Origin of the sequence: Variovorax ginsengisoli (assembly GCF_030811835.1) — a bacterium.
GTDB classification, from domain to species: domain Bacteria; phylum Pseudomonadota; class Gammaproteobacteria; order Burkholderiales; family Burkholderiaceae_C; genus Variovorax; species Variovorax ginsengisoli_C.
Genome location: NZ_JAUSRO010000019.1, coordinates 49,188 through 64,751 on the forward strand (window position 1 = coordinate 49,188; position 15,564 = coordinate 64,751).

Here is a 15,564-nt window from a genome sequence, read left to right on the forward strand (position 1 = left end):
CAAGCAACCAATGCCCCACTGTGCCGCCAAGCGGGGCCGGCTTCCTTGACCTGAATCAATCCTTGCTCGCCTGGGACGGCAGACAATCTCCCTGAATGGACACTGACCGGCTCGCTGCATTCGCCGCGCGCCGCTGCCGCTGTTTGCGCTTATGACACCCGAAACCATCAAGATCGCCTGCTCCAACTGCAACCTGCGCGAGCTGTGCATGCCGATCGGCCTCGACACGGCCGAACTCGAGCGTCTCGACCAGATCGTGGCCACGCGGCGCAAGGTCAAGCGGCGCGACACCCTCTTTCGCCATGGCGAGCGCTTCACCTCGCTCTATGCCATTCGCACCGGCGTCTTCAAGACGCGCGTGACCACGGCCGACGGCCGGGACCAGGTCACCGGCTTCCAGATGGCCGGCGAGATCATCGGACTGGACGGCATCGTCAACGATCGCCACGCCTGTGACGCCGTGGCGCTGGAAGACGCGGAGGTGTGCGTGATGCCGTTCGAGCGCATCGAGGCGCTGTCGCGCGAAGTCAACGGCCTGCAGCGCCACGTGCACAAGATCATGAGCCGCGAGATCGTGCGCGAACACGGGGTGATGTTGCTGCTGGGCAGCATGCGCGCGGAAGAGCGCCTGGCGGCGTTCCTGCTGAACATGGTGCAGCGCCTGCATGCGCGCGGATTTTCGGAGTCGGAGTTGATGCTGCGCATGACGCGCGAAGAAATCGGCAGCTACCTGGGGCTCAAGCTGGAGACGGTGAGCCGCACGCTTTCGAAGTTCGTCGAGGACGGTATCGCCGAAGTGCAGCAGCGCCACGTGCGCATCGTCGACGCGGCGGCGCTGCGGCGCATCGTCGATTCACCCGCCTGCTGAGTTCAGGCCGGCGCGCTCTGGAACGGGCGTGCGCGCATCCATTTCGTCACGACCCATTTCTCGCTGCGGTCCGCACCGTGGGAGGATTCGACCGCCTGGCTGGCGTGCAGCGATGCCGGATCGGGTTCGCCCGCCGCGTCGCAGTCGGCAAAGCAGACCGCGTGGCCGCGCCGCGGCGTGACGGCGCAGCCCAGCGCAGGAAACACGGTCTCGCCGCCCGCGGGCACGTCGTTGAGGTAGGTCACCATCGTGCGCACCCGCTGGCCGCTGCGCGCGATCGATGCGCGGTTGGCCTCGTTGGACGGCACCAGGAAATCGAAATGGGGACTGCTGCCAGCGCCGGTCGGGTAATGCAGCACCTGCAGGCCTTCACCGTGCGCCACCGGCAGCCCCATGAGCGCGGCAAAGCGCTGGTCGAGGCGCGCGACCAGTGCGTTTTCCTCCAACCGGAAGAACATGCCCAGACTCACGCGCTGCGCGCTCACAACATCGCGCCCGGTCAGCGGGTCGACCAGTGTCGAAGGCCGCAGCCGAGGGCGGGCCATGTCGATGAGTGCGGCGCATTCATCGGCGTCCATCACATCGGCCAGCACCGCCAGGTCGATGGGCGCCACCCGTGCGAGCACGCGCACGTCGCGCCCTGGCACGCGCAGCATCGGGCCGCGCGCGAGCATCGGAAAGGCGCGTTGCACCTGCAAAGCTTCTGACGCCTCCTGCCAGACCACGTGGTCCACGGGCAGCGCCTTGCCTTCCCGCAGCGCATGGCAGAAGGCATCCACGATGGCCTTGGCTGCTGCCAACGCCATGCCCTGCGACTGCATGGCGTCCACCAGTGCCGACGGTGCCTCGCCCTGCACGAGGTGCAGGCGCACCCAGTCGCCCAGGGCCGGGGCAAAGCGCAGCACCTGGCTCACGACCCCTGCAGCCCGACCGGTTGCCAGCCGCTGCCCGTCTGGACGAAGGTTTCCTGCAGCCGCGCACTGCCGGCGCCCCGCAGCACGCCCGCCACCATCGGCAGCACGCGCTGCACCTCGGCATCCTGGAGCCAGGGTGCAGGCGTCACCTGGTAGGTGTAGTTCACGACCGCGGTCCGATGGCCCTTCGCGTCAGTGCCCGGCTGCGCGTCGACCACGTGGTCGAGGCTCAGGTGCGCCACGCAGAAGTCATGCGACGCGGCGCCGGCCGCATGAGCGATGTAGTGCTTGCGGCCCTCGGCCGTGAGGTCGAAACGCCGCACCTGCATGCGGTGCAACGTGCCTTCATCGTCGACTTCAACGTCGGCCACCGTGGAATGGACCAGCCCGAGGCGTTCGAACACGGGCATCTGGCGCGCATTGCGCTCGCCGATGTCGATCTCGTGCTGCGTCACATCGATGGGCCATTGCGTCTTGCCCAGGCACAGGTCACCGTGCTCGGCCAGGTAGCTCTGCAGGGTGGCGGTGAAATCCTCGGGAGGCGCGTCCGATGCACGGTGGCAGGCGCTCAGGCCGGCCGCGGCGAGCAAACAGGCGCCCCACAACAGAAAGCGTGGACGCCATGACATGGTATGCAGGCGCATGGGCGTAGAAGAAGAGCGGACAGGGTTCATTTCGTGCAGGCACCTGAAGCAGGCGCATGGGCTGGTGGCTTGTAGCCGTCGGTCAGCGTATTGAGAAAGCAAAGCAGGTCCACCACTTCCTGTTCGGACATGGGTGGCGACTGGTGCGCGGCGCGGCCGTCCATCGGCAGTTGGGTGTCGATGTTGGCAACGAATTGAGGAGGCAGATCGTCGTACTTGGCGACCTTGCCCCCGTCGTATTGCGTGGTCACCAGCCCATAGCGGGGGAAGTCGGCGTCGGGCGTGGCTCGCGCCTGGCCACCGATGGTCGGGTACCAGAGCTCGGGCTGCGTGTCACGCGTGTTGTAGAAGCGAAGCACCTGCTCGAGCGAGTGCATCACACCGTTGTGGAAGAAGGTGTGACGCGTGGCGACGTTGCGCAGCGTCGGCGCCTTGAACATCCCGCAGAAGGTGTTGCCGGCCACCGGCGGATGATCGGTGCGCGCCGGTCCGCACAGACCCATGTCGTAATAGGCCGGGTCGCTGTTCGCAGGGATTGCGGCGTTGCGCGGGACGCCGATCGCCTCGTAGGAAAAATCGGTGAAGAGTGCCGAGGTGCCGTTGAGCCCTGCACCCTGGTAGTGGCAGGAGGCGCAGTTGCCCGTTTGCGGGTTCGAAAACACCTTGAGTCCGCGCGCCTCGCTCGGCGTGAGGTCACCGCCGATCTTGTTGCCCGCGTACAGATCGAACTTGCTGCTGTAGGGGTGAAAGTCGCTTTCTTCGAGCTGGTAGGCCTGCAGCGCCTTCAGCCCACTGGCGAAGGCCGCGTCGGTATGGTCGAAGACGTCGTCGCCGAACGCCTTGCGAAACAGCGCGGCGTAGGGGCCGGCCTTGAGCTTGGCCACGACACTGGCGGCATCGGGGTTGGCCATCTCGTTGGCAGCGAGCAGCGGAATCTGTGCCTGGTCGGCCAGCGTGGCCGCACGGCCGTCCCAGGTCAGGCCCCCACCGGGACCGGGCACGCTGATGCCGTCGGGGTTGTCCAACAGATCGGCATAGGGTGGCGTCGCATCCTTGTAGCGCAGCGAGGGCACGGCGCGCGTGCCCGCCCGGTTCAGGTCGGGGCCGCCGAGCTGCACCGACAGGTCGTTGGGTGGGCCGTAGCCGTTGTTCGGGTCATGGCAGCTTGCGCACGACATGCGTCCAGAGCCCGACAGGCTGGCATCGAAGAACATCTTCTGGCCGACCTGCGCCGCGGCACTCAGACTGGCCGTGGACACTGTGGTTGCAGGCACCGGCCCCGACACCGGTGCGGTGCCGGTGGCAGGGACGGTATTCGACGATGTACTCGACGCGCTCGATCCGCTGCTGCCACCGCACGCCACGAGTGCAAGCGTGAGGAGCAACGCCAGCGCGTGAATGATCTTGTTCATGGTTCAGCAAAAGCCAATCCCCGGCAGCGGCATGGCGCCACTGCCGGGGACGGGACACTTCCTTTTTTACTTCAGTGCCCAGACGCTGACCTGGCTCGCATCGGCGCCCACCTGCGCAGGCGTCGTCACGTCACCCGACTGCTTTTGGGTGTAGCCCGACGGCGCAACCCAGGCATGGTTGATCGGGCGGACAGAATCGAAGTGCGTGTCGGCGCTGCCGGCGTACTCAGGCAGCTTCAGGATGTTGAGCGCCACGAAGTACTCGGTGTACTTGGAGCGGTTCATGTACGAACCGTCCACAGCCGGGTCGGCCAGGCCGAACATGTCCTGGAAGGTGCGCACCAGCGAGAAGTGGCTGTAGGCGTCGCTGTCGACCAGACCCTTGGGCGCCTGCGCCTGGTTCGTCAGGATGCCGAAGATGCTCTGGCCGTGTCCGCGGTTGCCCTTGGTGTAGTTGACGACCGATGCGTCCGGCGTGAAGCTGCCGTCGCCGTTGTCCTTGAGCGGGTTGGCCACCGTGCTGTTGGACACGTTCCAGCCGCAGCAGGAGTTGAAGCCGCTGGTGGCATTGCCTTCGTCGAACATCAGCACGATGGCGACGCGCTTTTGCGGATTCTTCCAGATCGGCGAGGACTCGATCTTCTTGACCAGCGCGTCGACGTAGTTGTCACCCCGCGTGATGATGGCGCCGCCGGTGGCGTTGGCCACGTTGTTCGCCACGCTGGAGCAGTCGCTGGCCGTCACCGCCGTGGCGCTGCCGGCGACCGTGCCAGTGACCTTGATGCCGTGCATGTCGTCGCACTGGTCGGGCACCACGAAGTTGAGTGCGCCGATGTTGCCGCTGGCCAGGTCGGTGCCCAGTTGGTCGATGTCGTAGTTCGCGGGTACGGCGTAGGCCGTGCTCTTCATGAGGCTGGCATCCCACTGGCCGCCGCCCATGGTGCGGTTGCTGTACTTCCACTCTGGCGCGCTGCGCACGTTCTGGTAGGCCATGCCAGGATGGTGCTTGGTCTTGTAGAGGCCGGCGGGCATTGGCAGGGTGAGCCCTGCCGTGCCGACCGCAGCCGCATTGCCGCCGAGCGTGCCGGGCGCGTACACGTTGTCCTGCGCGGTGACGGCGGCATCGGCCACGCTGTCGGTGCGCAGGTCCTGACCCGGGTTGGTCGACTCGTTGTAGGTACGCCAGCCCATGCCGGCAGCGGCCAACGCGTTGAACAGGTTGGGGCGTCCCACGATGTTGTGATTGACAGCGGCCGTCTGCGTGCAGCTGGCCTTGAACGGCGAACTCGCCAGGCCGGGCTGCGTGGCGTCGGGGATGGGCAGGTCCTGCACGGCGTTGGCACCGGTCGCGTCACAGTTCCACTGGCTGTCATCGGTGATGCCGAAGTCGTCTGCGCCGCCGAGAGCCGTGTAGTTGGGCTCGCTCGGGTTGCCGGTCGCGTAGTAGCTGGTGAGCTGGTTGCCGGCCTTGAGCAACGCGTTGATCCGGGGCGCGAAAGGCGAATTCAGGATCGAGGAGGTGGCCTTGTTTTCCAGCATCACGACGAAGATGTTGTCGTAGCGCGGTACACCTTCGATTGCGAACGCGGCCTGCTGCGCTTGCGCGAAGGTGATCTTCGTGCGCGTATCCTTGGCCGCCGGCACCGTGGCCTGCGTGACGGTCGTCAGGCCCTTGAGGCGTGGATCTCCGCCCGGCAAGGCCAATGCGTCCGGGTACAGGTCGCCGCGGTCGAGCTTGGTCACGGCATAGGTGAAGCGCCCTTCGAGCACATGCGACTCGGCCAGCACCGCAGCCTGGTCGCTGCCGCCGAGCTTGCTCGCATCGGCCAGCACGTTCGATGCCGACACGCCGATGCGCGCGGCCAGATTCTGAGCGGCCGTGGCCTGGTTGCTGCCGTCGGCCTCGCGCATGCGCAGCACTTCGGACGACATCGGGCTGATGACGATGCCACCGGACTGCGCCATCACCTGCTCCAGCGAGGCGCGCAGGACGTCGCGCTTTGCAAGCTTGGCACCGGTGGCGGTATTGACCGCGTCGGTGCCGATGTCGGCGATCAACGCAGCACCAGCGGGCAACGTGAGCGTGAACCGGCCCGACGCGTCTGTGACCACCGGGCGCTCGCTGGCATCGCACACGCCGTTGCCGTTGGTGTCGGCGCAGACCTTGGCGCCGCTGTAGTAGGCGGCCTTCACGTTCGGGTCGGTGGCGCTGCCGGCCACCAGGCTGGTGCCGGTCACCACGCCGCTGAGCGTGACACTGCTGGTGGTAGTGGGGGTGCTGCCGGTGCCGGACGATGCACTCGGTGCAGGGCTGCTGTCGCCGCCACCGCAGGCGGCAAGGATCGATGCGGCAAGCACCGTGAGTGTGGCATTCAACACCTGCCGGGATGAGCTCTTCATGGGGTTTCTCTGTGTGGTTATGCGCCTGCAGAAATGCAGTGGCGTGCACAAGACTAGAAAGCGCACATGACTCATCCGTGTCAGCCCGAGCGTTGTGGCGCAGGCGCAAATGCGGTTCTGGCACACAGCGGCCCGGTCGTCGCAAACGGACGAGACCCCATGAAAAAGGGCCCCAAAGGGCCCCGAAATCGAAGAAATTGCGATCACCCGGCAAGGCCGCGCCTGACCCGCCACTGACTTCGCGCAATACCCCTCAGCCGCGCGCGAACAGGGTCTGGTGCTGTTGGCGCAACAACGCCTTCTGCACCTTGCCCATCGCATTGCGCGGGAGTTCGGGCACAACGAAACACTGCTTGGGAACCTTGAAGTTGGCCAGGCTCGACTTGAGGCTGGCCAGCACGGCGTCGGCATCCACCGCAGCACCCGCCTTGGCAATCACGATCGCCACGCCGACCTCGCCGAAGTCGGCGTGCGGCACCCCCACCACCGCACTCTCGGCAACGCCCGGCAGCTCGTTGATGAAGCCTTCGATCTCGGCGGGATAGACGTTGTAGCCGCCGCTGATGATCAGGTCCTTGCTGCGCCCGACGATGGTGATGTAGCCCAGTCCGTCGATGCGGCCGACATCGCCGGTCTTGAAGAAACCGTCTGCGGTGAATTCCTCGCGCGTCTTCTCGGGCATGCGCCAGTAGCCAACGAACACGTTGGGGCCGTCGACCTGGATGTCGCCGATCTCGTCGGTGCCGCAGATGCGGCCGGCATCCGCCTCGGCCGACGAGACCACGCGCAGGTTGACGCCCGGCAACGCGAACCCGACCGTGCCGCCACGGCGCTCGCCCTGCACCGGGTTGTAGGGATTGGACGTGAGCATCGCCGTCTCGCTCATGCCGTAGCGCTCGAGAATGGTGTGGCCGGTGCGCTCGCGCCATTCGTTGAAGGTCTCGATCAGCAGCGGGGCCGAGCCTGCGATGAACAGGCGCATGCGGGCGCAGGCCTGCCGCGTGAGGCCAGGCTCTGCGAGCATGCGCACGTACAGCGTGGGCACGCCCATGAAGACGGTGGCGTCGGGCAGGCGCGCGACCACGCGCTTGGGATCGAACCGGTTGAGCCAGATCATCTTGCTGCCGTTGATCAACGCACCATGGATGGCGACGAACAGTCCGTGCACGTGGAAGATGGGCAGCGCATGGATCAGCACGTCGCCTTCCTCCCAGCCCCAATAGTCCTTGAGCACCTCGGCGTTGGAGCGCAGGTTGCGGTGCGTGAGCATGGCGCCCTTGCTGCGACCGGTGGTGCCGCTGGTGTAGAGGATGGCAGCCAGATCGTCGTCGCCCATGGCCGCGACGGCATGCTGGTCACTGCACTGCGCTGCCACGTCGAGCAGCGTGCCGGTGCGATCGTCGTCCAGCGTGAAGACGTGTTGCGTGCCCGCCGCCACGGCGATGGGGGCCACCCAGGCCGCGTTGGCGCTGCTGCACACGACCACCGCAGGCTCGGCATTGCCGATGAAGTACTCGACCTCGAGGCTGCGATAGGCGGTGTTCAGCGGCAGGAACACATAGCCCGCCCGCAGGGTCGCGAGGTACAGCAGCATCGCCTCGACCGACTTCTCCACCTGCACCGCCACCCGGGCACCGGGCTCCATGTCCAGCGCATCAAGAAGGTTGGCGATCATGGCGCTGCCGCGTTCCAGGTCGCGCCAGCTGTAGTGCAGGCCATCGTCGGTTTCCACCGCGATGGCGTCGAGATCTTCGGGAAAGGCCGCGCGCAGGGCGGCAAAGAGATTGGCGTTGGTCTTGGGGTTCATGTCATGCCTCGGGAAACTTCAAAAGGCCGGCGCTCGCTTCGCAAGGAAGGCATCGACGCCTTCGCGGTGCTCGCCGGTGCCGGCGTAGCGATAGGCGTCGGGCAGCAGCTGCGCGACGGCCGATGCAGTGGCGGCTGTGGCCAGCATGCCGAGGGCGCGCTTGTTGAGCCGCGCGGCCTGCGGCGCCAGCGCCGCGATGCGCTGCGCGTGGGCCACGGCGGCATCGGCCACCGCGTCGTCAGGCAGCACCTGCAACAGAAAGCCAGCGTCGTACAGGCGCTGCGCGCCGTGCACACCGGCGGCCAGCAGCATGTCGCGCGCGAGCGCATCGCCCACGGCGCTGCGCACCAGCGCAGCTTCGCGCGGCGCCATCGGGAAGCCCAGCTTCGCAATCGGTGCACCAAACTTCGCCGATGCGCCGGCCAGGCGGATGTCGCAGCAACTCGCGATCTCCACGCCCGCACCCATGCAGGGGCCTTCGATCCTCGCCACGAGGGGCACTTCGCAGCCCAGCATCGCCGCCAGCCCGGCCCAGACCTCGTGCTCATGGAATTCGCGCAACTGCGCTTCGTCGAAACGAAAGGACGGGTATTCCGAAATGTCGCCGCCTGCGCAGAAGGCCGCCCCCTCGCCCTGCACCACCACGCAGCGCAGCGCGGTATCGCCGGCGATCGCCTCGAAGAGGGTACGCAGCTGCAGCCACATGGCACGGCTCATCGCGTTGAGCCGGCCCGGGTGCGAGAGCGTCACGAAGGCGATCGCGCCATCGCGGCGCATCGAAACCTGTCCCGTCATAAGAATCCTGTCACTCCAGTTTGGCGCCCGAGGCCTTGACGACGGCGGCCCAGCGCTTGATCTCCGAGTTCACGAAGCTGCCGTAGGGCGCCATGGCAAGGTTCGGAATCTCGGAACCATTGGCAGCCCAGATGGTCTTGAGTTCGTCGGTGGCCAGCGCTTTCTTCATGTCGTCGACGATTCTCGCCTGTGCCTCGGCAGGCGCACCCTTGGGCGCCCACAGCCCATACCAGGTGGTGAGGGTGAAGTCGGGCAGGCCGACTTCGGCCGCACAGGGCACGTCCGGGAAGGCCGGGTTGCGCTGCTTGCCGGCGACCATCAACGCCTTGATGCGGCCGGCCTTGATGTGCTGCGCCGACGAGCCCAGGCCATCGAACAACACGTCGACATTGCCCGCGATCAGATCCTGCAGCGCCGGCCCGGCACCGCGATAGGGAATATGGGTGATGAAGGTGCCGGTCTGCATCTTGAAGAGTTCACCGGCGAGGTGATGCGAGCTGCCTGCACCGGCCGAAGCATAGTTGAGCTTGCCCGGGTTCTGCTTGAGCTGCGCGACGAAGGCCTGTAGCGTCGGCGCCGTGATGCGTTTGGGGTTCACCACCACCACCTGCGGCACGTTGGCCAGCAGCATGAGCGGCACGAAGTCGCGCTCCAGGTCGTAGTCGAGCCGCGGATAGACCGAAGGCGCGATCGCATGGTGCACGCCGCCCATGAAGAGCGTGTAGCCGTCGCTGGGCGCCTTGGCTGCAATGCTCGCGCCCAGCGTGCCGCCAGCACCGCCGCGGTTGTCGATCACCAGCGTCTGCCCCGCCACGCGGGTGAACTGGGCCGACAGCGGACGCGCGAACGCGTCGGTGCCGCCGCCCGCGGGAAAGGGCACGATCATCGTGACGGGCTTGGTCGGCCAGGCCGACTGGGCGCGCACGACGCCACCAAGGACGGCGGTGGCCGCTGCGGCAAGGCGCAGCATGTCGCGCCGTGGGAAGCTCGGGTTCATGGTTTGTCTCCGGTTGTGGTCTGCATGGTCTGGCACCCGGGTTGGCGGTGCCCTGGTCGGCCTGGTCGGCTCTCGTCCGCTCCAGCCTTTCTTCTTTGCTGCACCCTGTTGCGCTCAGCTCTTCAAAAAGAGTGCCTCCACCTCGCCCGCCGCGGCGGGGCGGCCTTGCGCGAGCAGCGCGCGATGCTTGTCGAGGCGTTTGAGATCGTAGAGGTAATTCACCATCAGGCCGAAGGACTGTTTGAGCCCCTTGCCCGAGGGATCGCCCGCCCAGTTGAGTCGTTCTATGCGCGCACCGTTGCCCAGATGGAAACGCGCCACCGGATCGACCGGCTTGCCTTCGACCATCGTACGGCCCAGGTATTCGGCGGCCGCGCTCAGGAGGAACTGACGCACCGGCGACTTGTCGTCGAGCGCGGCCACATCGTCCGCCGCGGGCAGCAGGCGCTCAACGGTCGGCGGCATGGCACCGAGAGCGCGGCCCAGGGCAGACGCCCGTTTGTCGTCCAGGCGCGAAAGCAGTTCGCCTGCATGCTTGCCCAGCCAGGCCCGAAAGCCCGGCACCGGCGACAGTGTCGCGAAGACCTTCAGCCGTGGCAGCTCTTCCTGCAGGGTCTCGACCACGCGCTTGATCAGCGAGTCGCCGAAGCTCACGCCACGCAGGCCGGTCTGCGTGTTGCTGATCGAATAGAAGATGGCCGTGGTGGCCTTGTCCGGTCGCACCACCGCGGCCGCCTCGTCGAGCAACGGCACGATGCCCTGGCTGATGTGGTCGACCAGCGCCACCTCCACAAAAATCAGCGGTTCGTTGGGCAAGCGCGGATGGAAGAACCCATAACAGCGGCGGTCGCCATCGTCGAGGCGGTTCTTCACGTCCGACCAGCTCTTGATGTCGTGCACCGCCTCGTACTGGATGAGCTTTTCGATCAGCGAGGCCGGCGAATCCCAGCTGATGCGCTGGAGTTCCAGAAACGCGACGTCGAACCAGGTGGAGAACAGCTGCTCCAGATCGGCATCGAGCGGCACCAGACGGCGGTCGCTCTTGAGGTGCGGCAGCAGCTCGGCGCGCAGGTCGACCAGAAAGCGCATGCCGCCGGCGTCGATCGCAAAGCGCTGCAGCAGACGCGCGCGGGGCGAGGCCAGCGCGCGGCGCAGTTGCACCTCGGCCTGACCTTCGTCGGGGGTGCCCATGGCCGCCTGATGGCGGTCGCGGGCGGTGTTGAGCTTCTTGGGGTCGGGCGCGAAACGCTCACTCATCAGCAGCCAGACGTCGCGGCGTTCGGCGGGCTCGCAACCCGCGTACCACTTGACGATCTCGCAGGCACGGCGGCCCGCCTCGACCTCGCTCACACGCGAATCGACCACCGCCTGCAGGTCGGCCAGCACCCGGCGCAGCGTGCGCGGCGCCAGGCCTTCGCCATGCCGGCGCAGTGTGGCTTCCAGCCGCTCGGCGAGCATGCGCGGCGGCGGCGCGGGCACCTTCTTGCGGGCGGCAGGCAGCTCGGCCAGCGGCTTTTTGTCGACCGCGTCGCTCGCGCCGGCCTTGGGTCGCAGGCGCGAAACGCCGCGGGCGAGCCAGGTGGGTGTGTTCATGAAGCGAGCCTCGATTTGCGGGTCAGGGCCAGCGCACGCAAGGCTTCGCGCTGGCGGTGGAGGTGGGTGCGCATGGCGGCATCGGCGCCCTCGCTGTCGCGCGCCTTGAGCGCGGCAAACACGGCCAGATGCTCGGCCAGGCTCTGCTGCAGCCTGCCGGGTGCCTTGAGCTGCTGCAGCCGCGCAAGCTTGAGGATCTTGCGCAGGTCGCCGATCGCCTGCGCGAGCCAACGGTTGTCGGCCAGCGTGATGATGGCCTCGTGAATCGCGAAATTGGTCGCGTAGTACGCATTGATGCGTTCGGCCTTGGCATGTGCTTCGAGCTGCGCATGCAGGATTGCGAGTGCATCGAGGTCGGCCTCGCTCGCGTTGCTTGCAGCCTCCCAGGCGCACCGGCCTTCGAGCAGCGCGATCACCGGAAAGATCTCGTCGAGGTCGCGTTGCGTGACCTCGGCCACGAAGCAGCCGCGTCGCGGCTCATGGCGCAACAGGCCTTCGGCCGTAAGCACCTTCAACGCTTCGCGCAAGGGCGTGCGAGAGATGGAAAGGCGGGTGCACAGTGCGGCTTCATCGAGGAAGCTGCCCGGCGTGAGTGCGCCGGCGAAGATCTCCTCGCGCAGCGTGGCGGCGACCTGGTGATGCAGCGAGTTCGGGACAAGGCGCATGGGCAAGTTCGAGGGCGCCGTAATTTTGGGTAATTACGCATAATTATGGGCATCCCCATGGGGCCGCGCAAGCGACGCCGCGCCCGGACAAACCCCTGGATACCCACCCCTCGCGTGCGGCCGACGGTACGGTCCCGGTACATTCCAGGCATCTTGAATTCACCTGTGCCTCCCCGCCTCGCCGCCACCGCGCCCCTGCCCACGCGGCGCGGCGTCGGCCCCAGTACCGTGGGCCTGCCTGCGGGCGAGTGGCCCACCCTGCTCGACTTCCTGCTTGCGCGCTTTCCAGGCGTTGCCGAGGCGACGTGGCGCAGCCGCATGCACGCTGGCGATGTGGTCGACGAGAAAGGCCGGCCGGTGCAACCCGCCCAGCCCTATCGGCCGCACCAGCGCCTTTACTACTACCGAGAGATCGAAGACGAACCGCGCATTCCCGTCGAGGAACGCGTGCTGTTCCAGGACGCGCACCTGCTGGTCGCCGACAAGCCGCACTTCCTGCCCGTCACGCCCACCGGTAAATACCTGCAGGAAAGCCTTCTCGTGCGCTTGAAGCGCCGGCTGGGCATCGACACACTCGCGCCCATCCACCGCATCGACCGCGGCACGGCGGGGCTGGTGCTGTTCTGCGTCGACCCGGCAGGCCGCGCGGCCTACCAGAAACTGTTCGCCGACCGGGGCGTGCGCAAGCAGTACGAAGCCATCGTCCACTGGCCGTCCGGCGTGGTGCTGCCCGCCGTGCGCCACAGCCGGCTGGTGCCCGACGCATCGTTCCTTCGGACGGCCGAGGTCGCGGGCGAGCCCAACTCCACCACCCATTTCGAGCTGCTGGAGCGCATCGGCGACGACCACGCGCGGCTGCGCCTGTCACCCGTCACGGGACGCAAGCACCAGTTGCGCGTGCACTGCAACGCACTGGGCATGCCGCTGGTCAACGACCCGGTCTACCCCGTGCTCCTTCCGGCGGCTGAGGACGACCATGCCGCGCCGCTGAAGCTGCTGGCCCGGCAGCTTTCGTTTCGCGACCCGGTGACGGGCGCTCTGCGCGAATTCCAGAGCACCCTGACCCTCGACGCTTGAAAGCCCTCGCCATGCGCACCCTGTTGCTCTTCGTCGCCACCGCCGTGGCCGAAATCCTCGGCTGTTATCTGCCATGGCTCTGGCTGAAGCAAGGCCGCTCGGTCTGGCTGTTGGTGCCCACCGCAATCAGCCTGGCACTGTTCGCGTGGCTCCTGACGCTGCATGACACGGCGTCCGGCCGGGTCTACGCGGCCTACGGCGGCGTGTACATCGGCGTGGCCATCGCCTGGCTGTGGGCCATCGATGGCGTCCGGCCCACGCCCTGGGACCTGGCCGGCGCAGGCATTGCGCTGGCCGGCATGGCCATCATCATGTTCCAGCCACGCTAGCACCGCAGCCGATGCGCGGTGCCGCGTGTGTGCTGCGCCTCAGCCGCGCGGTGCAACCACCGAATGCCGGGCCGGCGCGCTGACGTACAACCAGACGCCGAACAGCACCATCGGCACGCACAGCCACTGGCCCATGCTCATGTTGAGCGCCAGCAGGCCCAGGAAGTCGTCAGGCTCGCGGAAGTACTCGGCGATGAACCGCATCACGCCGTAACCGATCAGGAACACGGCGGACACCCGGCGCTCGAGCCGTTCCTTGCGCGCGTAGAGCCACAGGATGACGAACAGCAGCAGACCTTCGAGCAGGAACTGGTAGATCTGGGACGGATGGCGTGCCAGCATGGACCCGCTTTGCGGAAACACCATGCCCCATGGCAGGTCCGGGCTGCTGAAGCGGCCCCACAGTTCACCATTGATGAAATTGCCTACACGTCCGGCGGCAAGGCCCGTGGGCACGCAGGGCGCCACGAAGTCGGCCACCTGCCAGAACGGCCGGGAACGCGAACGGGCGAACCACACCATCGACGCGATCACACCCAGCAGGCCACCGTGAAAACTCATGCCGCCCTGCCAGACCATGAGGATTTCCAGCGGATGCGTGAGGTAATAGCCTGGTTTGTAGAACAGGCAATAGCCGAGCCGCCCGCCGATGATCACACCCATCACGCCCAGAAAGAGGATGTCTTCCACGTCCTTGCGGCTCCAGGCGCCCGCACCGGTGACCGAGCGAAACGGCTCATGCCGCAGACGGCGTGTGCCGAGAAAAAAGAAAAGCGCGAAGGCGGCGAGGTAGGTCAGGCCGTACCAGTGGACGGCAAGCGGGCCGATCTGCAGGGCAATCGGATCGATATGGGGATACATGAGCATGATGGCGTTATTGTGCCCGGCGCCCCGTGACCGCCCACTGACGGCACACTGACCGCCCACCTGAGCATGGTGGCTGAATATGTGGGGCCAATGTCGTTGCGGCCACCGCACAGGCAGCCGACACTGCGCGCATGCCCTTCTTGCAACCCTCCCCTGCGTGCGGCGCCCCGGAAGACCGCCGCGGCCCGCGTGCTGTTGCGTGCCTGCTGTACCCGGCGATGATGAGCCTCGACGCCGTCGGCCCGCTGCAGGTCTTCGCCTCGGCCAACGCCGAGCGCACCGGCCACGGCTTGCCGCCCGCCTACACACTGCATCTGCTCGCCGATACCGCAGGGGCGGTGCCGACGTCGGCCGGCTTCAGCCTGAGGGCCGATGCCGCGCGCGACAGCGTCGACCCGGCCACGCTCGACACCGTGCTGGTGCCGGGCGGCGACGGCGTGGACGTCCAGAGGGACAACGCAGCACTGCTGTCGTGGCTGCGCGCCGCCGCGCCGCAGGTGCGCAGGCTGGGCTCGGTCTGCTCGGGCGCGTTGATCCTGGCGGCCGCCGGACTGCTCGACGGGCGGCGCGCCACCACCCACTGGTCCCGCCTGGACACGCTGCGCCAAGCGCATCCGGCGGTGCAGGTGGAGGCGGATTGCCTTCACACCTACGATGCGGCCCATGCGCTGGACGGCCATGTCTTCACCTCGGCCGGCGTGACCGCCGGCATCGACCTGGCGCTGGCCCTGGTCGAAGCCGATCTGGGCCGACCGATCGCGCTGGCAGTGGCGCGTCGCCTGGTGATGTTCATGCGCCGGCCGGGGGGCCAGGCCCAATTCAGCCCGCTGCTGGCGCCCGAAACGCTGCATGCACCGCGGCTTGCGCAGTTGCTCGAATGGATCCCCACACAGCTCGGCGGTGACCTGTCACTCCCCGCGCTGGCCGCGCAGGCGTGCATGCCGACGCGCACGCTCTCGCGCGTGTTCCTGCGCGAACTTGGCATGACACCGGCACGCTATGTGGAGCGCGTGCGGGTCGAGGCAGCGTCCACCTTGCTGGCACAGGCGCAAGCCTCCATTTCGACGGTGGCCCGGCTGTGCGGCTTCACGCATCCGGAAAACCTGCGGCGCAGCTTCCATAAGCACCGCGCGGTGAGCCCGCAAGCCTATGCCGAGCGCTTCGGCGAAGGCGCGCGCGCCGATTGAGCACGGCCG

At 67.2% G+C, this 15,564-nt stretch carries 14 protein-coding genes; 4 read left to right on the forward strand and 10 right to left on the reverse strand.

Annotated elements, in window-relative coordinates; translation table 11 throughout:
• Nucleotides 1-151: 151 nt before the first annotated feature.
• A complete protein-coding gene (gene fnr, locus J2W36_RS23880) occupies nt 152-868 on the forward strand; it encodes a fumarate/nitrate reduction transcriptional regulator Fnr (RefSeq protein ID WP_307692273.1) in 717 nt (238 codons plus the stop codon).
• A gap of 2 nt (nt 869-870) precedes the next feature.
• On the opposite strand, the gene J2W36_RS23885 is transcribed toward fnr, so the two are convergent.
• The 9 genes from J2W36_RS23885 to J2W36_RS23925 all read right to left on the reverse strand — a co-directional run bounded on the left by J2W36_RS23885 (nt 871) and on the right by J2W36_RS23925 (nt 12,095).
• Nucleotides 871-1,782, reverse strand: coding sequence for a 2OG-Fe(II) oxygenase (locus tag J2W36_RS23885; RefSeq protein WP_307692274.1), 912 nt, complete (start codon nt 1,780-1,782; stop codon nt 871-873).
• A complete protein-coding gene (locus J2W36_RS23890; RefSeq protein WP_307692275.1) occupies nt 1,779-2,411 on the reverse strand; it encodes an SEN1982 family lipoprotein in 633 nt (210 codons plus the stop codon). The genes J2W36_RS23885 and J2W36_RS23890 overlap by 4 nt, the downstream gene beginning before the upstream one ends.
• A 41-nt stretch (nt 2,412-2,452) precedes the next feature.
• Nucleotides 2,453-3,838: a cytochrome-c peroxidase gene (locus tag J2W36_RS23895; protein ID WP_307692276.1), complete on the reverse strand. Its 1,386-nt coding sequence runs from the start codon at nt 3,836-3,838 to the stop codon at nt 2,453-2,455.
• Nucleotides 3,839-3,904: 66 nt separating this feature from the next.
• Nucleotides 3,905-6,238 (reverse strand): alkaline phosphatase family protein, encoded by a 2,334-nt coding sequence (locus J2W36_RS23900; protein WP_307692277.1) that lies wholly within the window; start codon nt 6,236-6,238, stop codon nt 3,905-3,907.
• Nucleotides 6,239-6,491: 253 nt separating this feature from the next.
• Nucleotides 6,492-8,045, reverse strand: a complete 1,554-nt coding sequence (locus J2W36_RS23905; RefSeq protein WP_307692278.1) for a malonate--CoA ligase — start codon at nt 8,043-8,045, stop codon at nt 6,492-6,494.
• 18 nt (nt 8,046-8,063) lie between these two features.
• On the reverse strand, nt 8,064-8,840 hold the full coding sequence (locus J2W36_RS23910; RefSeq protein ID WP_307692279.1) for an enoyl-CoA hydratase/isomerase family protein: 777 nt from the start codon (nt 8,838-8,840) through the stop codon (nt 8,064-8,066).
• 10 nt (nt 8,841-8,850) lie between these two features.
• Nucleotides 8,851-9,837, reverse strand: a complete 987-nt coding sequence (locus J2W36_RS23915) for a Bug family tripartite tricarboxylate transporter substrate binding protein (protein ID WP_307692280.1) — start codon at nt 9,835-9,837, stop codon at nt 8,851-8,853.
• A 114-nt stretch (nt 9,838-9,951) separates the two neighbouring features.
• Nucleotides 9,952-11,430 (reverse strand): malonyl-CoA decarboxylase, encoded by a 1,479-nt coding sequence (locus J2W36_RS23920; RefSeq protein ID WP_307692281.1) that lies wholly within the window; start codon nt 11,428-11,430, stop codon nt 9,952-9,954.
• Nucleotides 11,427-12,095 carry a GntR family transcriptional regulator gene (locus tag J2W36_RS23925; protein WP_307692282.1) on the reverse strand — a complete coding sequence of 223 codons (669 nt, stop codon included), beginning with the start codon at nt 12,093-12,095 and terminating at the stop codon, nt 11,427-11,429. The genes J2W36_RS23920 and J2W36_RS23925 overlap by 4 nt, the downstream gene beginning before the upstream one ends.
• A gap of 165 nt (nt 12,096-12,260) precedes the next feature.
• Between J2W36_RS23925 and J2W36_RS23930 the strand changes: the two genes are divergently transcribed.
• Entirely contained in the window at nt 12,261-13,172 is a 912-nt protein-coding gene (locus tag J2W36_RS23930; protein ID WP_307692283.1) for a pseudouridine synthase, read from the forward strand.
• 11 nt (nt 13,173-13,183) lie between these two features.
• Nucleotides 13,184-13,501, forward strand: a complete 318-nt coding sequence (locus J2W36_RS23935) for a YnfA family protein (protein WP_307692333.1) — start codon at nt 13,184-13,186, stop codon at nt 13,499-13,501.
• A 39-nt stretch (nt 13,502-13,540) separates the two neighbouring features.
• Here the strand turns inward: J2W36_RS23935 and lgt are convergent, their stop codons facing one another.
• Nucleotides 13,541-14,368: a prolipoprotein diacylglyceryl transferase gene (lgt, locus tag J2W36_RS23940; RefSeq protein WP_307692284.1), complete on the reverse strand. Its 828-nt coding sequence runs from the start codon at nt 14,366-14,368 to the stop codon at nt 13,541-13,543.
• Nucleotides 14,369-14,499: 131 nt separating this feature from the next.
• On the opposite strand from lgt, the gene J2W36_RS23945 reads away from it, so the two are divergent.
• The gene (locus tag J2W36_RS23945; protein ID WP_307692285.1) at nt 14,500-15,555 is read left to right on the forward strand and encodes a GlxA family transcriptional regulator; all 1,056 of its coding nucleotides are present in this window, start codon (nt 14,500-14,502) and stop codon (nt 15,553-15,555) included.
• The last annotated feature ends 9 nt before the right edge of the window (nt 15,556-15,564 follow it).

What these genes read in the sequence shown, in the direction of transcription:
- fnr (WP_307692273.1), top strand. Translation starts at nt 152, where the DNA reads ATGACACCCGAAACCATCAAGATCGCCTGCTCCAACTGCAACCTGCGC.
- J2W36_RS23890 (WP_307692275.1), bottom strand. Translation starts at nt 2,411, where the DNA reads ATGTCATGGCGTCCACGCTTTCTGTTGTGGGGCGCCTGTTTGCTCGCC.
- J2W36_RS23895 (WP_307692276.1), bottom strand. Translation starts at nt 3,838, where the DNA reads ATGAACAAGATCATTCACGCGCTGGCGTTGCTCCTCACGCTTGCACTC.
- J2W36_RS23900 (WP_307692277.1), bottom strand. Translation starts at nt 6,238, where the DNA reads ATGAAGAGCTCATCCCGGCAGGTGTTGAATGCCACACTCACGGTGCTT.
- J2W36_RS23905 (WP_307692278.1), bottom strand. Translation starts at nt 8,045, where the DNA reads ATGAACCCCAAGACCAACGCCAATCTCTTTGCCGCCCTGCGCGCGGCC.
- J2W36_RS23910 (WP_307692279.1), bottom strand. Translation starts at nt 8,840, where the DNA reads ATGACGGGACAGGTTTCGATGCGCCGCGATGGCGCGATCGCCTTCGTG.
- J2W36_RS23915 (WP_307692280.1), bottom strand. Translation starts at nt 9,837, where the DNA reads ATGAACCCGAGCTTCCCACGGCGCGACATGCTGCGCCTTGCCGCAGCG.
- J2W36_RS23920 (WP_307692281.1), bottom strand. Translation starts at nt 11,430, where the DNA reads ATGAACACACCCACCTGGCTCGCCCGCGGCGTTTCGCGCCTGCGACCC.
- J2W36_RS23925 (WP_307692282.1), bottom strand. Translation starts at nt 12,095, where the DNA reads ATGCGCCTTGTCCCGAACTCGCTGCATCACCAGGTCGCCGCCACGCTG.
- J2W36_RS23935 (WP_307692333.1), top strand. Translation starts at nt 13,184, where the DNA reads ATGCGCACCCTGTTGCTCTTCGTCGCCACCGCCGTGGCCGAAATCCTC.
- lgt (WP_307692284.1), bottom strand. Translation starts at nt 14,368, where the DNA reads ATGCTCATGTATCCCCATATCGATCCGATTGCCCTGCAGATCGGCCCG.
- J2W36_RS23945 (WP_307692285.1), top strand. Translation starts at nt 14,500, where the DNA reads ATGCCCTTCTTGCAACCCTCCCCTGCGTGCGGCGCCCCGGAAGACCGC.